Source organism: Saccharothrix violaceirubra, assembly GCF_014203755.1.
GTDB classification, from domain to species: domain Bacteria; phylum Actinomycetota; class Actinomycetes; order Mycobacteriales; family Pseudonocardiaceae; genus Actinosynnema; species Actinosynnema violaceirubrum.
Genome location: NZ_JACHJS010000001.1, coordinates 1,378,662 through 1,399,385, shown reverse-complemented (window position 1 = coordinate 1,399,385; position 20,724 = coordinate 1,378,662). Strand labels below are relative to the sequence as shown.

Genomic DNA, 20,724 nt, shown 5'->3' with positions numbered 1-20,724 from the left:
ATAATCACACGATTGCCGCAGTGATTGCCCCCGCGACCGCGATGTGTGCGGACGGATCGACTACCCGTGGTGAGGGAGCCTCTGCTCGTCCGGTGATCCCGTCATGTCAGGTGCGAGATCTCCCGCAGCCCCGACGCCAGTCCGGCGAGATGGTCGGTCGCCTCTCCGAGTACGCGTCGGGGATCGCTCGCCGTGCTCTCGGCAAGCACCCGTCCGGCGGCTGCGACCAGCGCGCAGTAGCCGTCGACGCCCTCGTCCAGCTGGACACGCAACCGCCGGACGCCCTCGACCAGTGGTCCGCGGTCGAGCGGCGGCGCGGTGTCCCGCGCGCGTTCCACGCCTTGGAGTTGCTGCGCCACCGCACGGATCGCCTGCGCCGCCTCGACGCCGGTCTCACGGGAGTGCGCGACGGATTCCGCGGGAACGGAGGTCAACGCGTGCGAGTCGAGCTGGTTGAGCAGGTCGTGCAGCGTGTCCTCCGCCTCGACCAGCCGTTCCATCGGCAGCCGCGCGGCGGACGCCCGTGCGGGCAGCGGCGGACGAACGGGCGGAGCGGTGACGGCGAGCTGTTGGCGTTGTGTGTTGAGCGCGCGCATTCGTGTACCGGTGCGCACGGCGAGCACCCCGGTACCCGCGAACCCGAGCGCCGCCGTGACACCGGCACCCACCGACAACACGCCGAAAACCGCCAGGGTGCCGACGGCCGCGAGCAGCGCCAGCACGATGAACCAGAAGGTGAGCACGCGGCTCGACCGGCGATACCGCCGGTCGAGCTTGGCGCGCGGATCGTTCCACGCGGCGAGCCGCCTCTTGACCTGGTCCGCGACCTGCCCCTGGATCTGTCCGGAGATCAGTCGTTCGATCTCCCCCGCAACCCGGTGCCGGGGCTCCATCGCGGACACCTCCTCAGCCCTGGCTCGCCGGCGGGTTCTGCACCTGCTGGGTCTCCTGCTGCGCCTGCTGCACGCGCTGCTGGATCTCCTGCTGGATGTTCGCGGCGGCGCTGTTCGGCTTGGCACCCGGGATCTCGCCCGCGACCTTGCCGCCCTGCATCGACGCCCGGATCTGCTCAAGCCGCGACGCGCCCGCGACCTGCGTGGTCGAGCGCTGGACCTCGAGCATGCGGCCCTGCACGGAGTTCTGGGCCAGTTCGGCTGAGCCCAGAGCGGTGGTGTAGCGCTTCTCGATCTTGTCGCGGATCTCCTCCAGCGACGGCGTGTTGCCCGGTGCGGCGAGCTCGGTCATCTGGCGCAGCGACGAGGAGACCTGCTCCTGCATCTTGGCCTGCTCGAGCTGGCTGAGCAGCTTCGTGCGCTCGGCTAGCTTCTGCTGGAGGACCATGGCGTTGTTCTCGACGGCCTGCTTGGCCTGCGCCGCCGCCTGGAGCGACTGGTCGTGCAGGGTCTTGAGGTCCTCGATGCCCTGCTCGGCGGTCACCAGCTGGGTCGCGAACGCGGTGGCGGCGTTCTCGAACTCGGTGGCGCGGGCCTCGTCACCCTTGGCGCGTGCCTCGTCGGCGAGGACGAGCGCCTGGCGCGCGGACGCCTGGAGCTTCTCCACCTCGCCGAGCTGGCGGTTGAGCTTCATCTCCAGCTGCCGCTGGTTGCCGATCACGGCCGCCGCCTGCTGCGACAGCGCCTGGTGCTGCCGCTGGGCCTCCTCGATGGCCTGTTGGATCTGCACCTTCGGGTCGGCGTGCTCGTCGATCTTGGACGAAAAAGCCGCCATGAAGTACTTCCATGCCTTCACGAAAGGGTTGGCCATCTCCTACGCCTGCCTTCTCCGCACTTTCCTGGCTCGCGCTCGTGATCGGCAACGACCCGGTGCCGGTGTTGGTTCCATCGTGTCAGTTGTCCCGCGCGGCTTCCACCGACCTGGGGAGATATCCGGGTTCACCCTGAGACCACCCCTCATCTTCCGGTCATGGTCCTCCGGACGGCGGATGCCATCCTCCCCTGCCATCACCTCTCCGACGTGCAGACCCCCGGTCCGGTTCACATGACAAGAAGCCGAGCCGGATCTCCGGCTCGGCTTCGAGGTGGACAGGGGTCCGACTACGCCGCCACGACGGCGCCGCGAGTCTCGCCGAGGGGTGTCGACAAGCGGTGCGTCAACATCGGTTGCAGGCGCAGGTCGGACAGGTCGTTGCCGATCACCGCGGGCAGCAGCGAGCCGGTCTCGACCGAGCCGGATGTGGTGACCTCGACGCGCTCGGTCGACCCGAGATCGCCGGCGACGAGGTCCGCGGAGACCAGGTCGGCGGTGAGGTCCGCTGTGGTCGGCACGCTCTGGCGCACCGCGCCGATGTCCGAGGCCACCAGGTGGAGCAGTTCGTGCAAGGGCAGCTCCAACGCGTCGCAGATCGCGGCGAGCAGTTCGCTGGATGCCTCCTTACGGCCGCGCTCCACCTCGGAGAGGTAACCCAGGCTCACGCGAGCGGTCCTGGACACCTCGCGCAGCGTTCGGCGTTGAGTGGTGCGGGCATGGCGGAGCCGATCACCGATCGCCTCACGCAGCAGCACGGTCATGGCGCGCCTCCTTCCGGCCGGCCGTGCCACCACGTTACCGACCCGTCGGGCCGACGGGCAGCGACTTCACGGCACGTCCTCCTAGAGCGAACGATCGGACCGGTCCGCGAGTTCCCGCGCACGTGGTGCGACCAAACCCGGAATCGCGCAGCTCAGCTCACTTGCGAGAGATCTTCACGCGGTCCAGCAGAAGATCGAGTGCCGCCACGACCGACGCGGCGCGAACCTCCGCTCGTCCACCACCGACCGTGATCGTGCGGGTCGTGGTCCCGTCCGGACCGGACACGCCGATGTGGACGGTGCCGGGCGCGACCCCGTCCTGCGGGTCGGGCCCCGCGACGCCGGTGAGTCCGATGCCCCACGTGGCGTCGCAGCGCGTACGCGCGCCCTGCGCCAGTTGCGCGGCCACGTCCGAGTGCACGGCACCGTGCGCGGAAAGCAGTGCCGAGTCCACGCCCGCGAGCGCGTGCTTGAGATCGGTCGCGTACACGACCAGCCCACCGCGTACCACGGCGCTCGCTCCGGGCACCTCGGTGAGCGCGGCCGTGACCAGGCCCGCGGTCAAGGACTCGGCTGTGGCCACGGTCTCGCCTCGTAACTTGAGCGTGTCGACGACGCGCGACGTGAGCGTGTCGACGTAACGCGCGGCGTTCACGCGCCCGCCACCGCGCGCCGTGCGCGTGCACGCAGACGGAACGCGCGCACGACGTAGTCCACACCGGTGACCACGGTGAGCACCACGGCCACGCCCATCGAGATCGTCGCGACGATCTCCAGGTTCGCCGGCAGCGGCAGCAGGTACAGGCCGATGGCGAGGATCTGCACGAGAGTCTTCGCCTTGCCCCCGCGACTGGCCGGGATGACGCCGTGCCTGATCACCCAGAAGCGCAGGAGCGTGACTCCCATCTCGCGCACCGCAATGACCACCGTGACCCACCACGGGAGTTCGCCGAGCAGGCTGAGGCCGACGAGTGCGGCACCGGTGAGCGCCTTGTCCGCGATCGGGTCGGCGATCTTGCCGAAGTCGGTGATCAAACCGTGCTTGCGGGCGAGGTTGCCGTCGACGTGGTCGGTGACCGACGCGACCGCGAACACCGCGCAGGCCGCGAGACGCCACCACCGGTCGGTGCCGTCGTGCCCCAACAGCAGGTAGAGGAACACCGGCACGAGCACCAGCCGGGACATCGTCAGCACGTTGGCGATGTTCCACACCGGCACGCGCGCGGGCTCGGTCACCGCGGGAGCACCTCAAGCGCCGTGACCACCAGGTCGACGCCTTCCGCCGCGTCGACGCGGCAGCGCACGAGGTCCCCGACCGACAACCCCTCCGGGTTGGTGATCACGCACTCGCCGTCGACCTCCGGCGCCTGGTGCGCGGCCCGGCCGACGCAGTCGGACTCGTCGTCCTCCTCGTGCTCGACCAGGACGACGACCTCATCCCCGACCCGGTCCTCGGCACGTTGCGCGATCAACTCCTCGACCAGGTTCGAGATGCGGGCGACGCGTTCGGCGATCGTGTCGGCGTCGAGCTTGCCGTCGAGCCCCTCGGCCTCGGTGCCGTCCTCGTCGGAGTAGCCGAACACACCGACCGCGTCGAGCCGCGCTCCGGTGAGGAAACGCTCCAGCTCGGCGACGTCCTCCTCGGTCTCCCCCGGGAAGCCGACGATCACGTTGCTGCGGATGCCCGCCTCCGGCGCGAGCGTGCGGATCTGCTGCACGAGCGCCAGGAACGAGTCCGTGGACCCGAACCTGCGCATACGACGCAGCACCTTCTCGCTCGAGTGCTGGAAGGACATGTCGAAGTAGCGGGCCACATTCGGCGTGGTGGCGATGGCCTTGACCAGCGACGGCTTGGTCTCGGCCGGCTGGAGGTAGGAGACGCGGACCCGGTCGACGACCTTGGCCAGGCGTTCGAGCAGGTTCTCCAGTCCGCCCAGCTCGGCGGGCAGGTCCTTGGCGTACGACGTGGAGTTCTCGCTGACCAGGAACACCTCGCGGACGCCCTGGGCAGCCAGCCACTCGGCCTCGGCGACGATCTCGTCGGGGTGCCGCGACACGAACGCGCCGCGAAACGACGGGATCGCGCAGAACGCGCAACGCCGGTCACAGCCGGAAGCGATCTTCAGCGGGGCGACCGGACGGTCCTCGAGCCGGGTGCGCAGCACGCGCGGACCCCAGCCGTGGCCGGGGACCTCGACGTCCTGCGCCTTCTCCTGGCGCTGGACAGGCGTGATAGGCAGCAGGGTGCGGCGGTCGACCGGCACATGCGACTCGACCTTGCGGCCGGCGACCACGTCGTCCAGGCGGTCGGCGAGGTTCGCGTACTGGTCGAACCCGAGCACGGCCTGCGCCTCGGGCAGGCTCTCGGCGAGTTCGGTGCCGTACCGCTCGGCCATGCAGCCGACCGCGACCACCTTGGCGCCACTGTCGGCTGCGGCGAGCAGCGTGTCGACGGAATCCTTCTTCGCCGACTCCACGAAGCCGCACGTATTGACCACGATGACGTCGGCGTCCTCGCCGTCGTCGACCAATCGCCAGCCGCCCGCAGTGAGACGTCCGGCGAGTTCCTCGGAGTCGACCTCGTTGCGCGCGCACCCGAGGGTCAACATGGAGACACGCTTGGCCGTGGTGGGAGAAGACACGCGCTCAGCGTAACCGGCCCGAGGTGCGATGCCCGCCGGCGAGTACCCCTGCGCGCACGGTGCGCGTGCGCGTCACGCGTCGTGTGCCGACGCTGGGTACACGGCACGATTCGTGTACCCGCCGCCGCGCACGGAATCGATGCGCTCCCGCTCGGCGCCACCGGTCGGCCGCGTGTCCGGTGCTGGGGTTACGTTGTCGGACGTGAACGACTCGATCACCGTGCGACGGGCGCGGACCGGTGACGTCCGGGCCATGAAGGCGCTCGTCGACCAGTACGCGGGCAAGGTGTTGTTGGCCAAGGCGTTGGTCACGCTGTTCGAGGACGTGCAGGAGTTCTGGGTCGCGGAGGAGGACGGCGTCGTACTCGGGTGCGGCGCGCTGCATGTGCTGTGGGAGGACCTGGCCGAGATCCGCACCGTCGCCGTCTCGCAGGACGCGCTCGGACGGGGCATCGGGCACCGGATCGTGGCACAGCTCATCAGCACCGCCCGGGAGCTCCAGATCCGACGGATCTTCGTGCTGACGTTCGAAACCGCGTTCTTCGCTCGGCACGGTTTCGTGGAGATCGACGGGACGCCGGTGTCGCCCGAGGTGTACGAGGAAATCATGCGATCCGCCGACGAGGGCGTCGCGGAGTTCCTCGACCTCTCCTACGTCAAGCCCAACACCCTGGGCAACTCCCGCATGCTCCTCCACCTCTGACTGTTCTAGTAAAAATTAGTACAGTCTTGACTCCACTAGCCGAGGGTCGACAGACTTCAAGGTGTGGAGCAGTTGACCGTGGACGAGTTGGCGGTGCGGGTCGGTCTGCCGGGCAGCACGATCCGCATGTACCAGACCAAGGGCGTTCTTCACCCGCCACGCCGACAGGGACGCGTCGCGTACTACGACGGCACGCACATCGAGCGGCTGACCCTCGTGCAGCGTCTCCAATCACGGGGCTTCTCGCTGCCCGCGATCGCGGAACTGATCGCGGCGCGCGAGCGGGGAGCCACGGTCGCCTCGGTGCTCGGCGTCGGCGACGCCGAAGGCCCCGACGACTGGGTACGCATCCGCGTCCGCGACCTCCGCCGACTGGTCGGGCTCGGTGACCTGCATCCCCGGCTGATCAAGCGGGCCGTCGACCTCGGTCTGATCCGATGGCGACGTGGCTGGCCACACGCACGTCGATGGGCATTGGAGGCGGGAAATCGGCTCGCGGCGCTCGCCGTGCCGTCCGACGACGTGCTCGACAACTTCTCCCGGTTGCGCGCCGCGACCGACGCCATCGCCGCGGATTTCGTCGAGGTGTTCGAACGACGCGTGTGGCCGCAGCTCGCCGAGGCGACCGACCAGGAGGACCAGCTCGACCGCATCCGGGCGCTGCTGGTCGAACTGACCTACACCGCCGAGACGGTCGTGATCGGAACGCTGCGCGAGGCGGTCCGCGACGCGGCCGAGGAGTTCGCCGGTCGCAACGGCCTGCTGCCCAGCGGCGGCTTCCAACCGGCGTGGGCCGACGAGCCGGTGCCGATCGCCGAACGCATCACCGAGACCGAGACCGAGACTCCGGACGAGCCCGAGATCCAACGGTTTCTCGACCGGGGCGACGATCACGACGAACGACACCGGTGACGTCGCTTGTGCCCGATCCGCGTGGCGTGCACAGGCCCGCGACGAGGATACGGTCCCGCATGCAGGCGCCGACCTCATGTAACTGCTGCGAACGTGCCCTGAGCGTGAACCACGAGCAGTGGTCGACTTGTTCACGCCGGAGGCGGACATGAACCGGGCCTGCCGATCCCATTTCGCTCGGACCGTTCGCCGCATCCGGCGCAAGCGCTTGCCTGTCGTGCTTCGCCATCCGCGTCGGACTTCACTGGAGCGCCCTGGACTGCCGGTTGAACCTCGCGCGACCCGCTCCGACGATCGCGGTCGCGTCGCGGCACCGCGCGTCAGCCTCTGCCAGGTGTGATGTCGCGATCGCGCGAGTTACCGCACAGGTTGTCCGATGTGGAGGTTCTCGGGTTCGCCGCGACCGCCGGGATGCTCGGTACGCCGGTTCACGTCGTCCACTGACGACGGTCACGAAATCTGTTGCGAGACGTGGCGACTGGACACATTCACGTCGCATCCGTCCTATCACGACGACCGCTACGCCCATGCGTGCACGTCGCCCGACAAGGCTCGGCGCACAGTTGCGTAGCAGCCCGCCGCCGATCCGACGCCCAACCGCTTAAGGTGCCCGGTCTGCGCACGCCTTGGTGACGCCGCGCGATGGGCTCCGCGCGCGACGCAGCGTGCGCGGATTCGGTAAGAGCCCGCTCTTGAGTCGGGGGGTCGGCACCGTAACGGCCGCGCCGACCGGCGGCGCGCACCCGTCAGCAGATGGGCTGGGCGCGGTGCGCGCTTGTGCGTTCCTACCGAACATCGACCACGCGATATCCGGACTCGCGGTCCGCTACGACTCGACGGGCGCACGCCACGCAGCGACGTCGGACCATGTCCGTCGTGGCGGGGAACCGCACGAGGTGCTCGCAGGTCACGTCGAGCCCGTGTTGGCCCTGGTGTCCACCCTCTCAGTCGGGCCGGTGTTCGCGATGTTCAACAACGCGCCGGGCGGTTTCGGGCTGGTGGAGGTGGGTGCCGCAGTGCAGTGGGTCGGCCTGCGGCTGGCGGAGTTCGGCCTGGGCCCATGGTCTGCGGTGCCGCAGACGCGGAGGACCTGCCCAGGCCGTAGGGCACAGGCGCGAGGCTCGGCGCGGTGTGCGGACCCGGGTTCACCCGACGTTGACCTGGTCAGGGGTGTCCGTGTCGACGCACGGACGGTATGACCGTGATGGAGTCACTTCGACCGGGGAGGTCCCGTGTCCGTCACCACCCTGCGCACCGCCTTCGCCACGGTGTTCGCCACCGCCACCACGGCGGTCACCCTCATGGTCACCGCGCTCCCGGCCGCCGCCGCGATCGACGCGCCGGCCGTGACGGACGACTACCTGTTCAATCGGAGCCTCGCCGATTTCAGTGGTCTGCGCACCGGTGCGCCCAACGCCGACCAGCTCGACTGGTCGTCGGACGGCTGTTCGTGGTCCCCCGACAACCCGTTCGGTTTCAAGTTCCTCCCGGCCTGTCACCGTCACGATTTCGGGTACCGCAACTACAAGCGGCAAGCCCGGTTCACAGAGGCGTCCCGGCTGCGCATCGACGATCGGTTCAAGGCCGACATGTACCAGCAGTGCGGGAGCAACTGGGCATGCAAGCGGACCGCCGATCTGTACTACAAGGCGGTACGGGAATTCGGCGCCAGCTGACATCGGTGCGCGAATCAGGGTTTCGTCGAGGGTGTGGGTACGGGATCCGATCGCGTATCCACACCGGGTACGCGACATGACCACGTAGCCGCGACCTGTGCTGGTACAGGTCGATGTACCGGTCCGGTGACGTTGCCGGATAGGCTGACGAACGCACCGATGATCAGACAAAGGGAGCACTCACACGCGACCGGACCACCGGTCCGCTTCCGGTGCGGCCACCGATGTCGCGCTCGACCACGGCGAGCACGACGCCACCAGGTGACGAGCGACCGGATCAGTCGTCGTCGGGAACCGGACCGCCGCCTCGGATCAAGTGGACGACGGAGTCGAGTTCGTCGGGCTTGATCAAGACCTCGCGCGCCTTCGAGCCTTCCGACGGGCCGACCACACCTCTGGTCTCCAACAGGTCCATGAGACGACCCGCCTTGGCAAAGCCGACGCGGAGTTTGCGCTGGAGCATCGACGTCGACCCGAACTGCGAGGTGACGATCAGCTCGGCGGCCTGGAGCAGGACTTCGAGGTCGTCACCGATGTCGGCGTCGATCTCCTTCTTCTCGCCGGCCTTCGCGGCCGTCACGCCGTCGGTGTACTCCGGCGTGGCCTGGCTTTTGGTGAACTCGACGATCTGGGAGATCTCCTCGTCGCCGACGAACGCGCCCTGGACGCGGACCGGCTTCGAAGCACCCATCGGCAGGTACAGGCCATCGCCCATGCCGATCAGCTTCTCGGCACCGGGCTGGTCGAGGATGACCCGGGAGTCGGTCAACGACGAGGTCGCGAACGCGAGCCGTGACGGGACGTTGGTCTTGATCAGCCCGGTGACGACGTCGACGGACGGGCGCTGCGTCGCGAGCACGAGGTGGATGCCGGCGGCTCGGGCCTTCTGGGTGATGCGCACGATCGCGTCCTCGACGTCGCGCGGCGCGGTCATCATCAGGTCGGCCAACTCGTCGACGATCGCCATGATGTACGGGTACGGGCGGTAGACGCGTTCGCTCCCGGGCGGGGCGCTGATCTCGCCCGTGCGCACCTTGCGGTTGAAGTCGTCGATGTGGCGCACCCGGTTGACCTGCATGTCCTGGTAGCGCTGCTCCATCTCCTCGACCAGCCAGGCGAGCGCCGCGGCGGCCTTCTTCGGCTGGGTGATGATGGGCGTGATCAGGTGCGGGATGCCCTCGTACGGCGTCAGCTCGACCATCTTCGGGTCGATCAGGATCATCCGGACCTCGTCCGGCGTGGCGCGGGCGAGCAGCGACACCAGCATGGAGTTGACGAAGCTCGACTTGCCCGAGCCCGTGGAACCGGCGACGAGCAGGTGCGGCATCTTGGTGAGGTTCGCCGTGACGAAGTGGCCCTCGATGTCCTTGCCCAGGCCGATGACCATCGGGTGCGAGTCGCCGACCGTCCCGGGCGAGCGCAGGACGTCGCCCAGGCGCACCATCTCGCGGTCGCTGTTGGGCACCTCGATGCCCACCGCGGACTTGCCGGGGATGGGTGCGAGGAGGCGCACGTTGTCGGTGGCGACGGCGTACGCGATGTTCTTGGTCAGCGCGGTGATCTTCTCGACCTTCACGCCGTGCCCGAGTTCGACCTCGTACCGGGTGACCGTCGGACCGCGCGTGAAACCGGTGACCCGCGCGTCGACCGAAAACTGGTCGAGCACCCCGGTGATGGCCTCGATCATCACGTCGTTGGCCTTGCTGCGCAGCTTCGGCGCGTCGCCCATCTTGAGCACGGTCGGCGGCGGCAGCTTGTAGTCGCCCTCGACAGCGCGCACGGCGATGTCGTGCCGCGGCGGCTCCTCGGCCGGAGGCGTCGGCTTGACCTTGGGCGACCTGGTCCGGGGCGGGGGCACGTCGTCGACGGGCGGTTCCTCGTCGAGCGGCAGCTCCGGCTGCTCCTCGACGACGACCGCACGCCGGGAGCGGCGCTTGGGCTTCGGCTCGTCCTCGTCGAACGGCGGCTCGTCGCCGAAGTCGGGCAGCGTGTCGGAGCGACGGCCGTTGAGCAACCCCGCCAGGCGTGCCGGCACCTCACGTACGGGCACGTGGGTCAGCACGAGCACGCCGTACGCGAAGATCAGCACGAGCAGCGGACCGGCGACCCACGTCGTCAGCCCCTGGGCCAGGAACCCGCCGGACAGGTACCCGAGCGCGCCACCGGCCGTACGCCGCGCGACCGGTTCCGACGGCAGCCCACCGATCAGGTGGAACATGCCCAGGAACCCGACCGCGACCAGCGCCGACCCGATCACCAGGCGGGGCCGTGCCTCCGGGTTCGGGTCGGTGCGCATGAGCGTCACACCGATCGCGAGCAGCACGAGCGGCACGATCAGCGCGGGGGTGCCCACAGAGCTGCGCACGGCCACGTCCACCCACCGGCCGACAGGCCCGCCGGCCTGCCACCACACCCCGGCCGCGGTGATCACCGCGAGCGCGATCAGCACCAGGGCGAGGCCGTCACGACGGTGTTCCGGATCGAGGTCCTTGGAGCGACCGACAGTGCGCACGACGCCGCCGACGCCGCGTCCGACCAGGCCCCATGCGCGGCGGACGGACCCACCGCCCGGGGACCGACGCGCAGGCGCCTTACGGGTTCTGGCCGCGCTGGACCGAGGCTTCGACCCGGCCCGGCTCCGCGTCGTGCCCTTGCCCTTGCTGCGCGAGGTTCCAGTGCGGCCGGCCATGGCGTCTACCGTAGTCCCTTGCGTCTCACCAGCATCAACGGTCACCGTGGGCAACCTCGTGTCCATGGTTGCCCGGATCGGGTGCCGTCCACACGTCGACACGCCGTAGCCTTCCGCACCGTGCCAACACCACTGCTGTGGCGGGTGCTGACCGCCGTGGACGAAGCCTTCGTCGGGCTGAGCGGACGGCTTCGGGTCACCGGCGACGTCCCGGCGGACCTGCGTGGCGGGCCGCTGCTGCTCGCGTCCAACCACATCGGCAACCTGGACCCGTTCGTCCTCATCGCCGCGTGCCGTCGGATCGGGATCGCACCGCGTTTCCTGCTCGCGGGCGGTCTGCTGGACGCGCCGATCATGGGTCCGGCCCTGCGGGCCAGCGGGCATCTGCGGGTGGATCGGGCATCGGCCGACGCCGGCGAGGCGTACCACCGCACGGTCGAGGTGCTCAAGCGCGGCGGCGACCCGATCGCCCTGTACCCGGAGGGTCGGATCAGCCTCGATCCCGGCCTGTGGCCCGAGCGCGGCAAGACCGGTGCGGCGCGGCTCGCGCTCAGCGGGAACGTCCCCGTGATCCCGATCAGCCAGTGGGGCGCGCACGAGGCGGTGTACTGGGGCAACACGCGGGTGAGCGGCTGGGACGACTTCAAGCCTTACCTGACGTCGTACCTGGGCGGGCTGCGCCGACGGCCGACGTTCCGGGTGCACTTCGGCAAGCCTGTGGACCTCTCCGACCTGGTGGACGGACGGCCGGGCGACGCACGACGCGCACACGAACGCATCATGCGCGCGATCACCGAGGGTCTGGTCCCCTTGCGCGTCGGCGAACTCGACCGTCCCCGCTTCCGTGACCCGACGCGACCGACGACCGGAAACAGCCCCTGGCGGCCGTGACCGCACCGTGCTCGCGGCCCGCGACACGACACCCGGCCCGCGACGCCGCATGTGCGTAGGGACCGATCTGTGCACGGGTCGGTGTCGGTCGGCGGCACTCGCGACCGGCTTCGGGTACCGGACAGGGTCGGGTAACCGGCTTCGCGCACGGAACGGATCGCCGACCGGCCCTGGGTACCGAAACCGGTTTCCGTGCCGGTGGCCGTGCACCGAACCGGTCACGTGCCAAGGCGCGTGAACATGACCGGTTCTGTAACGGCTCGAGTATCGAGGATCGTTTCCCAGCCACCCCGTGTCACGGACCGAGATTCGTGACCGCATGTGTGGACGGAATCGGGTTCACGTATCCGGTCGCGTCACGTGCGCACCGACGGCGCGACGGTCGCCGACCGTCGCGCCGCGATGGTCACACGGGGATGATCGTCGGCACGATCATCGGCCGGCGCCGGTAGGTCTCGGCCACCCAGCGGCCGACGACGCGTCGTACGGCCTGCGCGATCCGGTGCGAGTCGGTGATGCCCTCGGCCTCGGTGCGGGACAGCTCCATTTCGACCAGCGAGATGGCCTGGTCGAGCGCCTTGGGGTCGTCGGAGAAGCCACGCCCGGACAGCGTGGGCGGTGCGACCGCACGACCGGTCGTCGAGTCGACGGCCACGGTGATCGCGATGAAACCGCCCTCGCCGAGCACGAGCCGGTCGGACAGCGTCGACTCGCCGACGTCGCCCACGGACAGCCCGTCGACGTACACGTGCCCGACCTCGACCCGTCCGGAGATCGCGGCCTTCCCGTCGACCAGGTCCACGACGACGCCGTCCTCGGCGATCACGACATGGTCCTCGGCGACGCCGGTGGCCACCGCGAGCGCCGCGTTCGCCCGCAGGTGTCGCCACTCGCCGTGCACGGGCATGACATTGGACGGACGCACCGCGTTGTAGAGGAACAGCAGCTCGCCCGCCGGGGAATGCCCGGACACGTGCACCTTGGCGTTGCCCTGGTGCACGACCGTCGCCCCGAGGCGCGACAGGCCGTTGACGACGCCGAACACGGCGTTCTCGTTGCCCGGGATGAGCGACGACGCGAGCACGATCGTGTCACCCGCACGGATGGAGATCTGCCGGTGTTCGCCGCGGGCCATCCGGGACAGCGCGGACAGCGGTTCGCCCTGCGAACCGGTCGACACGAACAGGACCTCGTCCTCGGGCAGGCGCATGGCCTCGTCGAGGTCGACGAAAAGACCGTCCGGGACGTGCAGGAATCCCAGCTCGGCGGCGATCCCCATGTTCCGGACCATGGATCGGCCGACGAGCGCGACCCGCCGTCGATACTGGACGGCCACGTCCAAGACCTGCTGCACGCGGTGCACGTGGGAGGCGAAACACGCCACGATCACGCGTTGGCTCGCCCGGCGGATGACGTTCTCCAGCACGGGCCCGATCTCGCGTTCGGGCGCGACGAACCCGGGCACCTCGGCGTTCGTGGAGTCCACGAGGAACAGGTCGACGCCCTCGTCGCCCAGGCGCGAGAACCCGGCGAGGTCGGTCAGCCGGCCGTCGAGCGGCAACTGGTCGAGCTTGATGTCACCGGTGTGCAGCACGAGCCCGGCGGAGGTGCGGATGGCGACCGCGACCGCGTCCGGGATCGAGTGGTTGACCGCGAAGAACTCGAGCTCGAACGGGCCGAACGCGCGCTGCTCACCGTCGGAGATCTCGACCAGGTTCGGCGTCTGCCGGTGCTCGCGGCACTTGGCGGCGAGCAGCGCGAGCGTGAACCGGGAACCGACGACGGGTACGTCCGGACGCAGCTTGAGCAGGAACGGAACCGCACCGATGTGGTCCTCGTGGCCGTGCGTGAGGACGAGCGCGTCGATGTCGTCCAGCCGGTTCTCGATCGCCCGGAAGTCGGGCAGGATCAGGTCGACACCGGGCTGGTCGTCCTCGGGGAACAGGACGCCGCAGTCGACCACCAGCAGGCGGCCCGCGTGCTCGAACACGGTCATGTTGCGGCCGACCTCGCCGATGCCGCCGAGCGCCACGACACGCAGTCCGCCGTCGGGCAGTGCGGGGGGCGGTGAACCCAGGTTGATCACGCTTCGACTCCCAGGACGTCGGACAGGGCAGCGATGTCGTCCGCGTCGCCGGGCACGATCGGCAACCGCGGGTCGCCGACGTCGTGTCCGCGCAACCGCAGCGCGGTCTTCACCCAGGTCACACCGGGCATCCGCGAGAACGGCTTGAGCAGCGGCAACAGCTCTTCGTGCACGGCACGGGCACCGGCCACGTCACCCGCCTCGTACGCGTCGACCAGGTTCAGCAACCGGTCGCCGACCACGTGACCGATGACGCTGACGACGCCGACCGCGCCGACCGACAGCCACGGGAGGTTGAGCGGGTCGTCGCCGGAGTAGTAGGCGAGGTCGGTCGCGGCGAGGACCCGGCTGCCCGCGACGAGGTCGCCCTTGGCGTCCTTGACCGCGAGGACGCGTGGGTGCTCGGCCAGCCGCAGCAGCGTGTCCACCTCGATGGGCACCACGGAACGCGGCGGGATGTCGTAGAGCATCACCGGCAGACCGGTCGCGTCCGCGACGGTGGTGAAGTGCGCGTACACACCCGCCTGCGACGGGCGTGAGTAGTACGGGGTTACCAGCAGTACGCCGTGCGCGCCCGCTGCCTCGGCCTGCTGCGCCAAGTGCACGCTGTGCGCGGTGTCGTAAGTGCCCGCGCCGCTGACGACGGTGGCACGGTCGCCGACCGCCTCGACGACGGCGCGGATCAGGTCCGACTTCTCGGCATCGGAGGTGGTCGGGCTCTCGCCGGTGGTTCCGTTGACCACCAGACCGTCGTTACCGAGCTCGACCAGGTGCTTGGCGAGGTGCTGCGCCTTGTCCAGGTCGAGCGCGCCTTGGGCGTCGAACGGGGTGACCATGGCGGTCAGCACGCGCCCGAACGGGCGGCCTGGCGAGGCGGTAGGGCATCCGGTCATGGCCAAACGCTACCGCGTCACCGTCAGCGAACAGCGACTACATGCTCCGGTCGAGTCCGCGGACCGACTCGACCGCGTCCTCGTCGCCGTCGAACCCGATCTCCACGCGCTCGCGCCCGCACGCGTACAGCAGCAGTTCCTGGACCTGCCCGGTGAGCACTACGGGACGCGGTCCGGGTCGGGCAGTGATCTCGGCGCCATCCGGCTGACGCAGCACTACGCCGAACGCGCTCTTGCGGAACGTGATCCGCGCGATCGAACCGACCCGCTTCCACAACGCTTCGTCGCGGACCGGCTCCGGCGGACGGGGGCTCCAGCCGTCGGCCGCGCGCCGCACGTCCTCATGGTGCACGAAGTACTCGGACGCGTTGAGGAGTTCGTCCAACGGCCTGAGGATCGCGGGCGGTCCGGTGCGCACGAGTTCGACCAGCCGTCCCCACGGTTGGGCGGCGAGCCGCTCCTGGACCTTGGCCGTGTGGCCGGCGAGTGGCTTGACCAGCACGCCGACCGCCGCGTCCGGGCGGCGTTCCCGCAGGACGAGGTGCGCGGCGAGGTCACGGGTGCGCCACTCGCCGCACAGCGTGGGCGCGTCGGGACCGACTTCGCGGAACAGTTCGACCAGGCTTTGGCGTTCGTCGCGGGCGACACCCATGATCACAGGCTACTTGTCGGAGTGGACCTTGTCCGTGAGCAGCGACCGGTCCTTGTTCCACACCACGCACGCGACGCGACGTGATCCGTCGGACGACGAATAGTCCGAACGCCACTCGCCGCTCGCCGGGACGACGGCCGCGTACTGGAGGCGCGTCTCCTTGTCCTCGGGTCCTACTTCGGACGACTGGAAGTGCAAAGTGCAGAACTTCTCCGCATAGTCGGTCAACCACTCCTCACCGGGGTAGTCGACCTTCTCCTGCGAACCGAACGGGTCGCCGACCGCGTACACCTCGACGTTGTGCGCTTCCTTGCACTGGGTGCTGCTGATGCTCACCGAGTCGCCGAGGAAGTTGTTGCCGCAGTCGCCGTCGCTCACCTCGAAGTCGGGGAGCCGACCGCCGGTGCCGAAGGTGTACGTGGGCTGCATCGCCTCCGGTGGCGTGTCCGTGAACAGCCACCGTCCCGCGAACACGCCACCGGTGAACACGGCCAACGCGGCGACGACGGCGGCCACCGTGACGACCGGTCGTACCCAGGACTTGGCCGGCGGTCGGGTGATCTGGGTGTAGTTCGCGGTGTGCTGCTGCGGGGGAAGGCCCTGCGGCGGCGTCGGTTGGGCCAGCGCGCGTTCGAGCATGGCGCGGGCCTGCGGGCCGCTGAGTCGCGCGTTCGGGTCCGGCATCAGCAGGCCGGTGATCACCGCGCCGAGCGCGCCGTGTGCCCGGGTCAGGCGCGGTGCCTCGTTCATGATCGCGTGCAGCGTCGACGCGGTGGAGGAACGCTCGTACGGGCTGACGCCCTCAACGGCGTAGCACAGCGTCGCGCCCAGTGCCCACAGATCGGACGCGGGTGACGCCTCGTGTCCGTGGATGCGTTCCGGTGACATGTACGCGGGCGACCCGATGAGACTGCCGCTGGTGGTCAGGCGCGGGTCGTCCATGGCCTGGGCGATGCCGAAGTCGGTGAGCTTCACGCGTCCGGTCGGGCCGACCATGAGATTGCCGGGTTTCACATCGCGGTGCACGATGCCGGCCTGGTGCGCGGCCTCCAGCGCGGACAGCGTCTGGAGCGCGATCGACACGACCCGGTCCTGCGGCATCGGACCGTGCTGGTTGATCAGCGTCGACAGGGTCTGTGCCTCGACCAGTTCCATGACGATGTACGTCATGCCGTTCTCGGCGACGACGTCGAACACCGTGACGATCGCCGGGTCGTTGAGCCGCCCGGCGGTCCGGGCTTCGCGCAGTACCCGTTCTTCGAGCACGCGCCGTTCCGCGGGCGCGATGCCGTCGGGCAGGTGCAGTTCCTTGATCGCCACGTGGCGGCCGATGACGGTGTCCTGCGCCCGCCACACGACGCCCATCCCGCCCCGGCCGAGTTCGGCGAGCAGCGTGTACCTGCCCGCGATCACCCGCGGCTGCGCTTGCGGACCAGCAGTCACGTTCGTTCGCACCTCTCCACCGGACGCCGGACGGGCGCACACGCTACCCGGCACGGCCCGCACGCCCGGCCACTGTTCCCGAATCCGTACCAACCCGATGCACCGCACCCGGTGTCGTATCGCACCGGTGCGCCGATTCCGTTCGCGTGCCACCGCCCGTACCACACCGGACGACGAAACCTCGCCCGAGTAAACGGACCACTGGTCCGGATCACCCGTGACGCGGATCGATGCGATCGCACCGCTTCCGTCACCGATCCCGACACAGTTCGCGAGTCACGCACGCTTCGAGGGCCGATTCGCCGTTTCCGTGCCGCGACGGTGGCCACTTCGCGCGATCTGCACGCTCGGCGCGCGACAACTCGGGCAGGGACCCGGAGCGGCGCGCGCGATGCGTCCCGCACGCACCCGCATTTGTGCGCCCCGAGATCGGACCACGGGTCCGCTTGCGGGTGGGGTGCGACGAGTCGCGATACGTGACGGCGTCCACTCGCCACATAGAGCACGGAGACCGCGACCGTGTGGCGGGGGTGAGCCTCAACCGGCGCCGGACCGCGAGTCCGCTTGGCGTCTCGCGCCGGACCCCTGGTCCGCACAGCAACTCGAACCGGACCGGAGTTCGGGCTCGTCCGAGGAAGCGGACCAACGGTCCGATGCGCGCGCAGGAATGGACCATCGGTCTGCTTCGCGAGCGGGTGGGCGGAGGTGCGGACATGCCCGTTGTGACCGCGCGCGAGGGCGCACGGTTTCACGGAGTGGCGACTTCGTGTCCCGACTCGGTGAGCGCGCGGACCGCGCGGCCCAGATCGGATGCGCGGACGAGCAGGTGGTCGGTGTCGTGAGTGGACAACGCGAACAGACCGACGCCTGCGGCGGCGAGTTCGCCCGAGAGCGCGGCCATGATCCCGGTCAGCGTGAACTCGAGCGGATCGCGCACGGTGAGCAGGCGCCAACCCTCGACCACGTCCGCACCCGCGGGCACGGACGTGGTCGGGCACACGATCGAGAGTTCGTCCGGCGTCCGCGTCACCGACACCAGTCCGGGCGCTTCGAAGACGTCGGCGGGCACGGGTGCGTCGGCGGCGAGCCGGGCGATCGCGTAGTCACCCGGCCGGACCTCGACGACGAGGCGTTTCACCCCTCGGTCACCAGCGGGCTGGACGCGACCTCGGAACCGTCCGGCAGCGTCGACACCGCGAAGTCCGCGAACACGTTCGGCGCGGCCTTCTGGAGTTGGCGCAGGCACTCGACGGCCAAGGCGCGGATCTCGACATCCGCGTGCTCGGTGGCACGCATCGCGACGAAGTGTCGCCACGCGCGGTAGTTGCCCGTGACCACGATCCGGGTCTCGGTGGCGTTCGGCAGGATCGACCGAGCGGCCTGGCGGGCCTGCTTACGACGGAGCGTGGCGCTGGGTACGTCGGAGAACTTCTCTTCGAGGCCCTTGAGCAGGTCCGTGTACGCGTCGACGCTCGCCTGCGCGGCGGCGAGGAACTTGGCGTGCAGCTCGGGGTCGTCCGCGATGACGTCCGGCTCGACCATCGCGGCGTCGCGCTCGGGGACGTACCGCTGCGAGAGCTGCGAGTACGAGAAGTGCCGGTGCCGGATCAGCTCGTGGGTGAGCGACCGGGAGATGCCGGACAGGTAGAAGCTGACCGTGCCGTGCTCGAGCACGGACAGGTGGCCGACCTCGATGATGTGCCGGATGTAGCCCGCGTTGGTCGCGGTGGCCGGGTTCGGCTTCTTCCACGACTGGTAGCACGCGCGGCCCGCGAACTCGGCGAGCGCCTCGCCGCCGTCGGTGTCGGTGGACCACGGGACGTCCTCCGGCGGGAAGAACTCCGTCTTCGCGATCAACTGCACCTTGGGCGACACCGTCTCCATAGGCCGAACACTAACCGAAGTCCGCACGTGCCCGGACCGGGCGGGTGGACCTCACACCCTCGGGGTGAACGGCCGGTCGGGTACGCGCGGTGGGAGCTTCGGACCACGCGTGCCCGAAGCGGAGAGGTGCCCGAACACTCGAAACCGGGACAGGGATCTCAGGGATAACCCTGATTTAACCCGGTGGTGTCGCTCGATCGCTTGACCGACACCACAGACGACGTCAGTGTGGTGTCATGGATCTGTCGCCGTACATCGCAGCACTGCGCGAGGACCTGGCGACGGCCGCGTCCGCCGGGGACGAGGACACCCGCCGGACCGCCGCCGTCCTGTCCGCCGCGCTCGAACCAGCCGCCCGGCTGGCCATCATGAACGCGCTGTCCGACCTGGCCGCGGAGGTGACCGTGGCCCTGGACGGCCCGGTCGTCGACGTCCGGTTGGACGGCCGGGACGTCCAGGTGGTCGTCACCGGCACCGACTCCCGTGAGGAGGACGAACCCCGCACGCAGGAAGTTCCCCGGCCCTCGGCCGGTGACGCCACGCGCATCACGCTGCGCCTGCTCGACGAGCTCAAGGCCAAGGCCGAGCAGGCGGCCCAGTCGCAGGGCATGTCGCTGAACACGTTCGTCGCCCAGGCCGTGCAGGGCGCGGTCGGCAAGCGACGCGGCGGACACCACGGTGGACACCACGACGGTCACCGGGGACACCAGAAGCACCACCGGCCCGACGACGGCCCGTCGTCGGTGCGCGGCTGGGTGCAGGGCTGAGGGGGTCGGACGTGAGCGAGGCGGGTACCGGACAGGAAGCCGACGTCGTGCGTCGGCAGAGCTTCGACGTGGAGACCGCCGTCGAGGTGGATGTCGCGCTGATGTCGGGCCGGGTGCAGGTGCACCTGGTCGACGAACCGGGCGTGCACGTCGAACTGCGGCACGACCCGGCTGCGGGGCAGTCGTGGGCGCAGGGGCTCAACGGGCTGCTGTCGTGGGTGAGCGACCAGTTCGGCGGTGGCCAGCAGGGTGGTCCGGCCGACGCCGTACGCGAGGCGCGCGTCGAACTGGTCGGCGAGCGGATCGTCGTGCACTCGGCGAAGGCGTTGCCGCTGCGCGCGGTGCCGTTGTCGGTCGTGGTGCGGGCGCCGTCCGGGTCGGCGGTCGCGGCGAAGGCGGGCGCGGCGGACGTCACGGTGACGGGCGCGGCACGCAAACTCGACATCAACACCGGCACGGGCGACGTGACGGCCGACCGTGCCGAACAGTCGTCGCAGGTCAACTCCGGCTCGGGCAAGCTGCGGCTGGGTCCGATGCTCGGCGGGCTGCGTGCGAAGACCGGCAGCGGCGACATCGAGGTGTCGTCGATCGGCGGCAACACCGTGCTGCACACCGGCACGGGCGACGTGTGGTTGGGCGCCGTGCAGCACGACGTCCAGGTGCGCACGGGCAGCGGCGACGTGACACTCGCCGACGCCGCCTCAGGCCGGGTCCAGCTCGGTACCGGCTCGGGCGACGTGCGCGTGGGCGTGCGTCCCGGTGTCGCCGCACGCATCGACCTGGCCTCGGGCACGGGCCGTGCGCACAGCGAGTTGGAGGTGTCGGACACTCGTCCGACCGAGGAGCCTCCGCTGTCCGTCACGGGTCGCACGGGCAGCGGCAACGCCCTGGTGACCACGTCGACGAGCTGACCGGACCGCCGCGGCGTGCGCACCCCCGATGCGCGCGCCGCGGCTCC

Annotated in this window: 19 protein-coding genes; 6 read left to right on the top strand and 13 right to left on the bottom strand. The window is 69.8% G+C overall.

The window, feature by feature from the left end:
* Positions 1-101 precede the first annotated feature (101 nt).
* The 6 genes from pspM to rimO form a co-directional block, all read right to left on the bottom strand.
* The gene (gene pspM, locus F4559_RS07125; RefSeq protein WP_184666874.1) at positions 102-893 is read right to left on the bottom strand and encodes a phage shock envelope stress response protein PspM; all 792 of its coding nucleotides are present in this window, start codon (positions 891-893) and stop codon (positions 102-104) included.
* 13 nt (positions 894-906) lie between these two features.
* A complete protein-coding gene (locus tag F4559_RS07120) occupies positions 907-1,764 on the bottom strand; it encodes a PspA/IM30 family protein (protein ID WP_184666872.1) in 858 nt (285 codons plus the stop codon).
* A 290-nt stretch (positions 1,765-2,054) separates the two neighbouring features.
* A complete protein-coding gene (locus F4559_RS07115; RefSeq protein ID WP_184666870.1) occupies positions 2,055-2,528 on the bottom strand; it encodes a helix-turn-helix domain-containing protein in 474 nt (157 codons plus the stop codon).
* Between the two features lie 157 nt (positions 2,529-2,685).
* Positions 2,686-3,183, bottom strand: a complete 498-nt coding sequence (locus tag F4559_RS07110) for a CinA family protein (RefSeq protein ID WP_184666868.1) — start codon at positions 3,181-3,183, stop codon at positions 2,686-2,688.
* Positions 3,180-3,764 carry a CDP-diacylglycerol--glycerol-3-phosphate 3-phosphatidyltransferase gene (pgsA, locus tag F4559_RS07105; protein WP_184666866.1) on the bottom strand — a complete coding sequence of 195 codons (585 nt, stop codon included), beginning with the start codon at positions 3,762-3,764 and terminating at the stop codon, positions 3,180-3,182. Before pgsA ends, F4559_RS07110 begins: the two co-directional genes overlap by 4 nt.
* The gene (gene rimO / locus F4559_RS07100) at positions 3,761-5,137 is read right to left on the bottom strand and encodes a 30S ribosomal protein S12 methylthiotransferase RimO (RefSeq protein ID WP_184675529.1); all 1,377 of its coding nucleotides are present in this window, start codon (positions 5,135-5,137) and stop codon (positions 3,761-3,763) included. Before rimO ends, pgsA begins: the two co-directional genes overlap by 4 nt.
* Before the next feature lie 235 nt (positions 5,138-5,372).
* Between rimO and F4559_RS07095 the strand changes: the two genes are divergently transcribed.
* The 3 genes from F4559_RS07095 to F4559_RS07085 all read left to right on the top strand — a co-directional run bounded on the left by F4559_RS07095 (position 5,373) and on the right by F4559_RS07085 (position 8,461).
* Complete coding sequence (locus F4559_RS07095; protein WP_312865502.1) at positions 5,373-5,873, top strand: amino-acid N-acetyltransferase; 501 nt, start codon at positions 5,373-5,375, stop codon at positions 5,871-5,873.
* A 63-nt stretch (positions 5,874-5,936) separates the two neighbouring features.
* Positions 5,937-6,785 carry a MerR family transcriptional regulator gene (locus F4559_RS07090; protein WP_184666862.1) on the top strand — a complete coding sequence of 283 codons (849 nt, stop codon included), beginning with the start codon at positions 5,937-5,939 and terminating at the stop codon, positions 6,783-6,785.
* A 1,247-nt stretch (positions 6,786-8,032) separates the two neighbouring features.
* A complete protein-coding gene (locus F4559_RS07085) occupies positions 8,033-8,461 on the top strand; it encodes a phospholipase (protein ID WP_376774709.1) in 429 nt (142 codons plus the stop codon).
* A 277-nt stretch (positions 8,462-8,738) separates the two neighbouring features.
* Here F4559_RS07085 and F4559_RS07080 read toward each other — a convergent pair whose 3' ends face one another.
* On the bottom strand, positions 8,739-11,150 hold the full coding sequence (locus tag F4559_RS07080; protein ID WP_184666860.1) for an FtsK/SpoIIIE family DNA translocase: 2,412 nt from the start codon (positions 11,148-11,150) through the stop codon (positions 8,739-8,741).
* A 120-nt stretch (positions 11,151-11,270) separates the two neighbouring features.
* Between F4559_RS07080 and F4559_RS07075 the strand changes: the two genes are divergently transcribed.
* The gene (locus F4559_RS07075; protein WP_184666858.1) at positions 11,271-12,041 is read left to right on the top strand and encodes a lysophospholipid acyltransferase family protein; all 771 of its coding nucleotides are present in this window, start codon (positions 11,271-11,273) and stop codon (positions 12,039-12,041) included.
* Positions 12,042-12,447: 406 nt separating this feature from the next.
* Here the strand turns inward: F4559_RS07075 and F4559_RS07070 are convergent, their stop codons facing one another.
* The 6 genes from F4559_RS07070 to thyX form a co-directional block, all read right to left on the bottom strand.
* Entirely contained in the window at positions 12,448-14,127 is a 1,680-nt protein-coding gene (locus F4559_RS07070; protein ID WP_312865500.1) for a ribonuclease J, read from the bottom strand.
* A complete protein-coding gene (gene dapA / locus F4559_RS07065) occupies positions 14,124-15,020 on the bottom strand; it encodes a 4-hydroxy-tetrahydrodipicolinate synthase (RefSeq protein WP_184666855.1) in 897 nt (298 codons plus the stop codon). The genes F4559_RS07070 and dapA overlap by 4 nt, the downstream gene beginning before the upstream one ends.
* 37 nt (positions 15,021-15,057) lie before the next feature.
* The gene (locus F4559_RS07060) at positions 15,058-15,672 is read right to left on the bottom strand and encodes a TIGR03085 family metal-binding protein (protein WP_184666853.1); all 615 of its coding nucleotides are present in this window, start codon (positions 15,670-15,672) and stop codon (positions 15,058-15,060) included.
* Between the two features lie 9 nt (positions 15,673-15,681).
* Entirely contained in the window at positions 15,682-17,115 is a 1,434-nt protein-coding gene (locus F4559_RS07055; protein ID WP_312865499.1) for a serine/threonine-protein kinase, read from the bottom strand.
* Positions 17,116-17,863: 748 nt separating this feature from the next.
* Entirely contained in the window at positions 17,864-18,253 is a 390-nt protein-coding gene (locus tag F4559_RS07050; RefSeq protein ID WP_184666851.1) for an ACT domain-containing protein, read from the bottom strand.
* The gene (gene thyX, locus F4559_RS07045) at positions 18,250-18,999 is read right to left on the bottom strand and encodes an FAD-dependent thymidylate synthase (RefSeq protein WP_184666849.1); all 750 of its coding nucleotides are present in this window, start codon (positions 18,997-18,999) and stop codon (positions 18,250-18,252) included. Before thyX ends, F4559_RS07050 begins: the two co-directional genes overlap by 4 nt.
* A 236-nt stretch (positions 19,000-19,235) precedes the next feature.
* On the opposite strand from thyX, the gene F4559_RS07040 reads away from it, so the two are divergent.
* A complete protein-coding gene (locus tag F4559_RS07040; RefSeq protein WP_184666847.1) occupies positions 19,236-19,766 on the top strand; it encodes a toxin-antitoxin system HicB family antitoxin in 531 nt (176 codons plus the stop codon).
* 11 nt (positions 19,767-19,777) lie between these two features.
* On the top strand, positions 19,778-20,677 hold the full coding sequence (locus F4559_RS07035; protein WP_312865498.1) for a DUF4097 family beta strand repeat-containing protein: 900 nt from the start codon (positions 19,778-19,780) through the stop codon (positions 20,675-20,677).
* Positions 20,678-20,724: the final 47 nt, after the last annotated feature.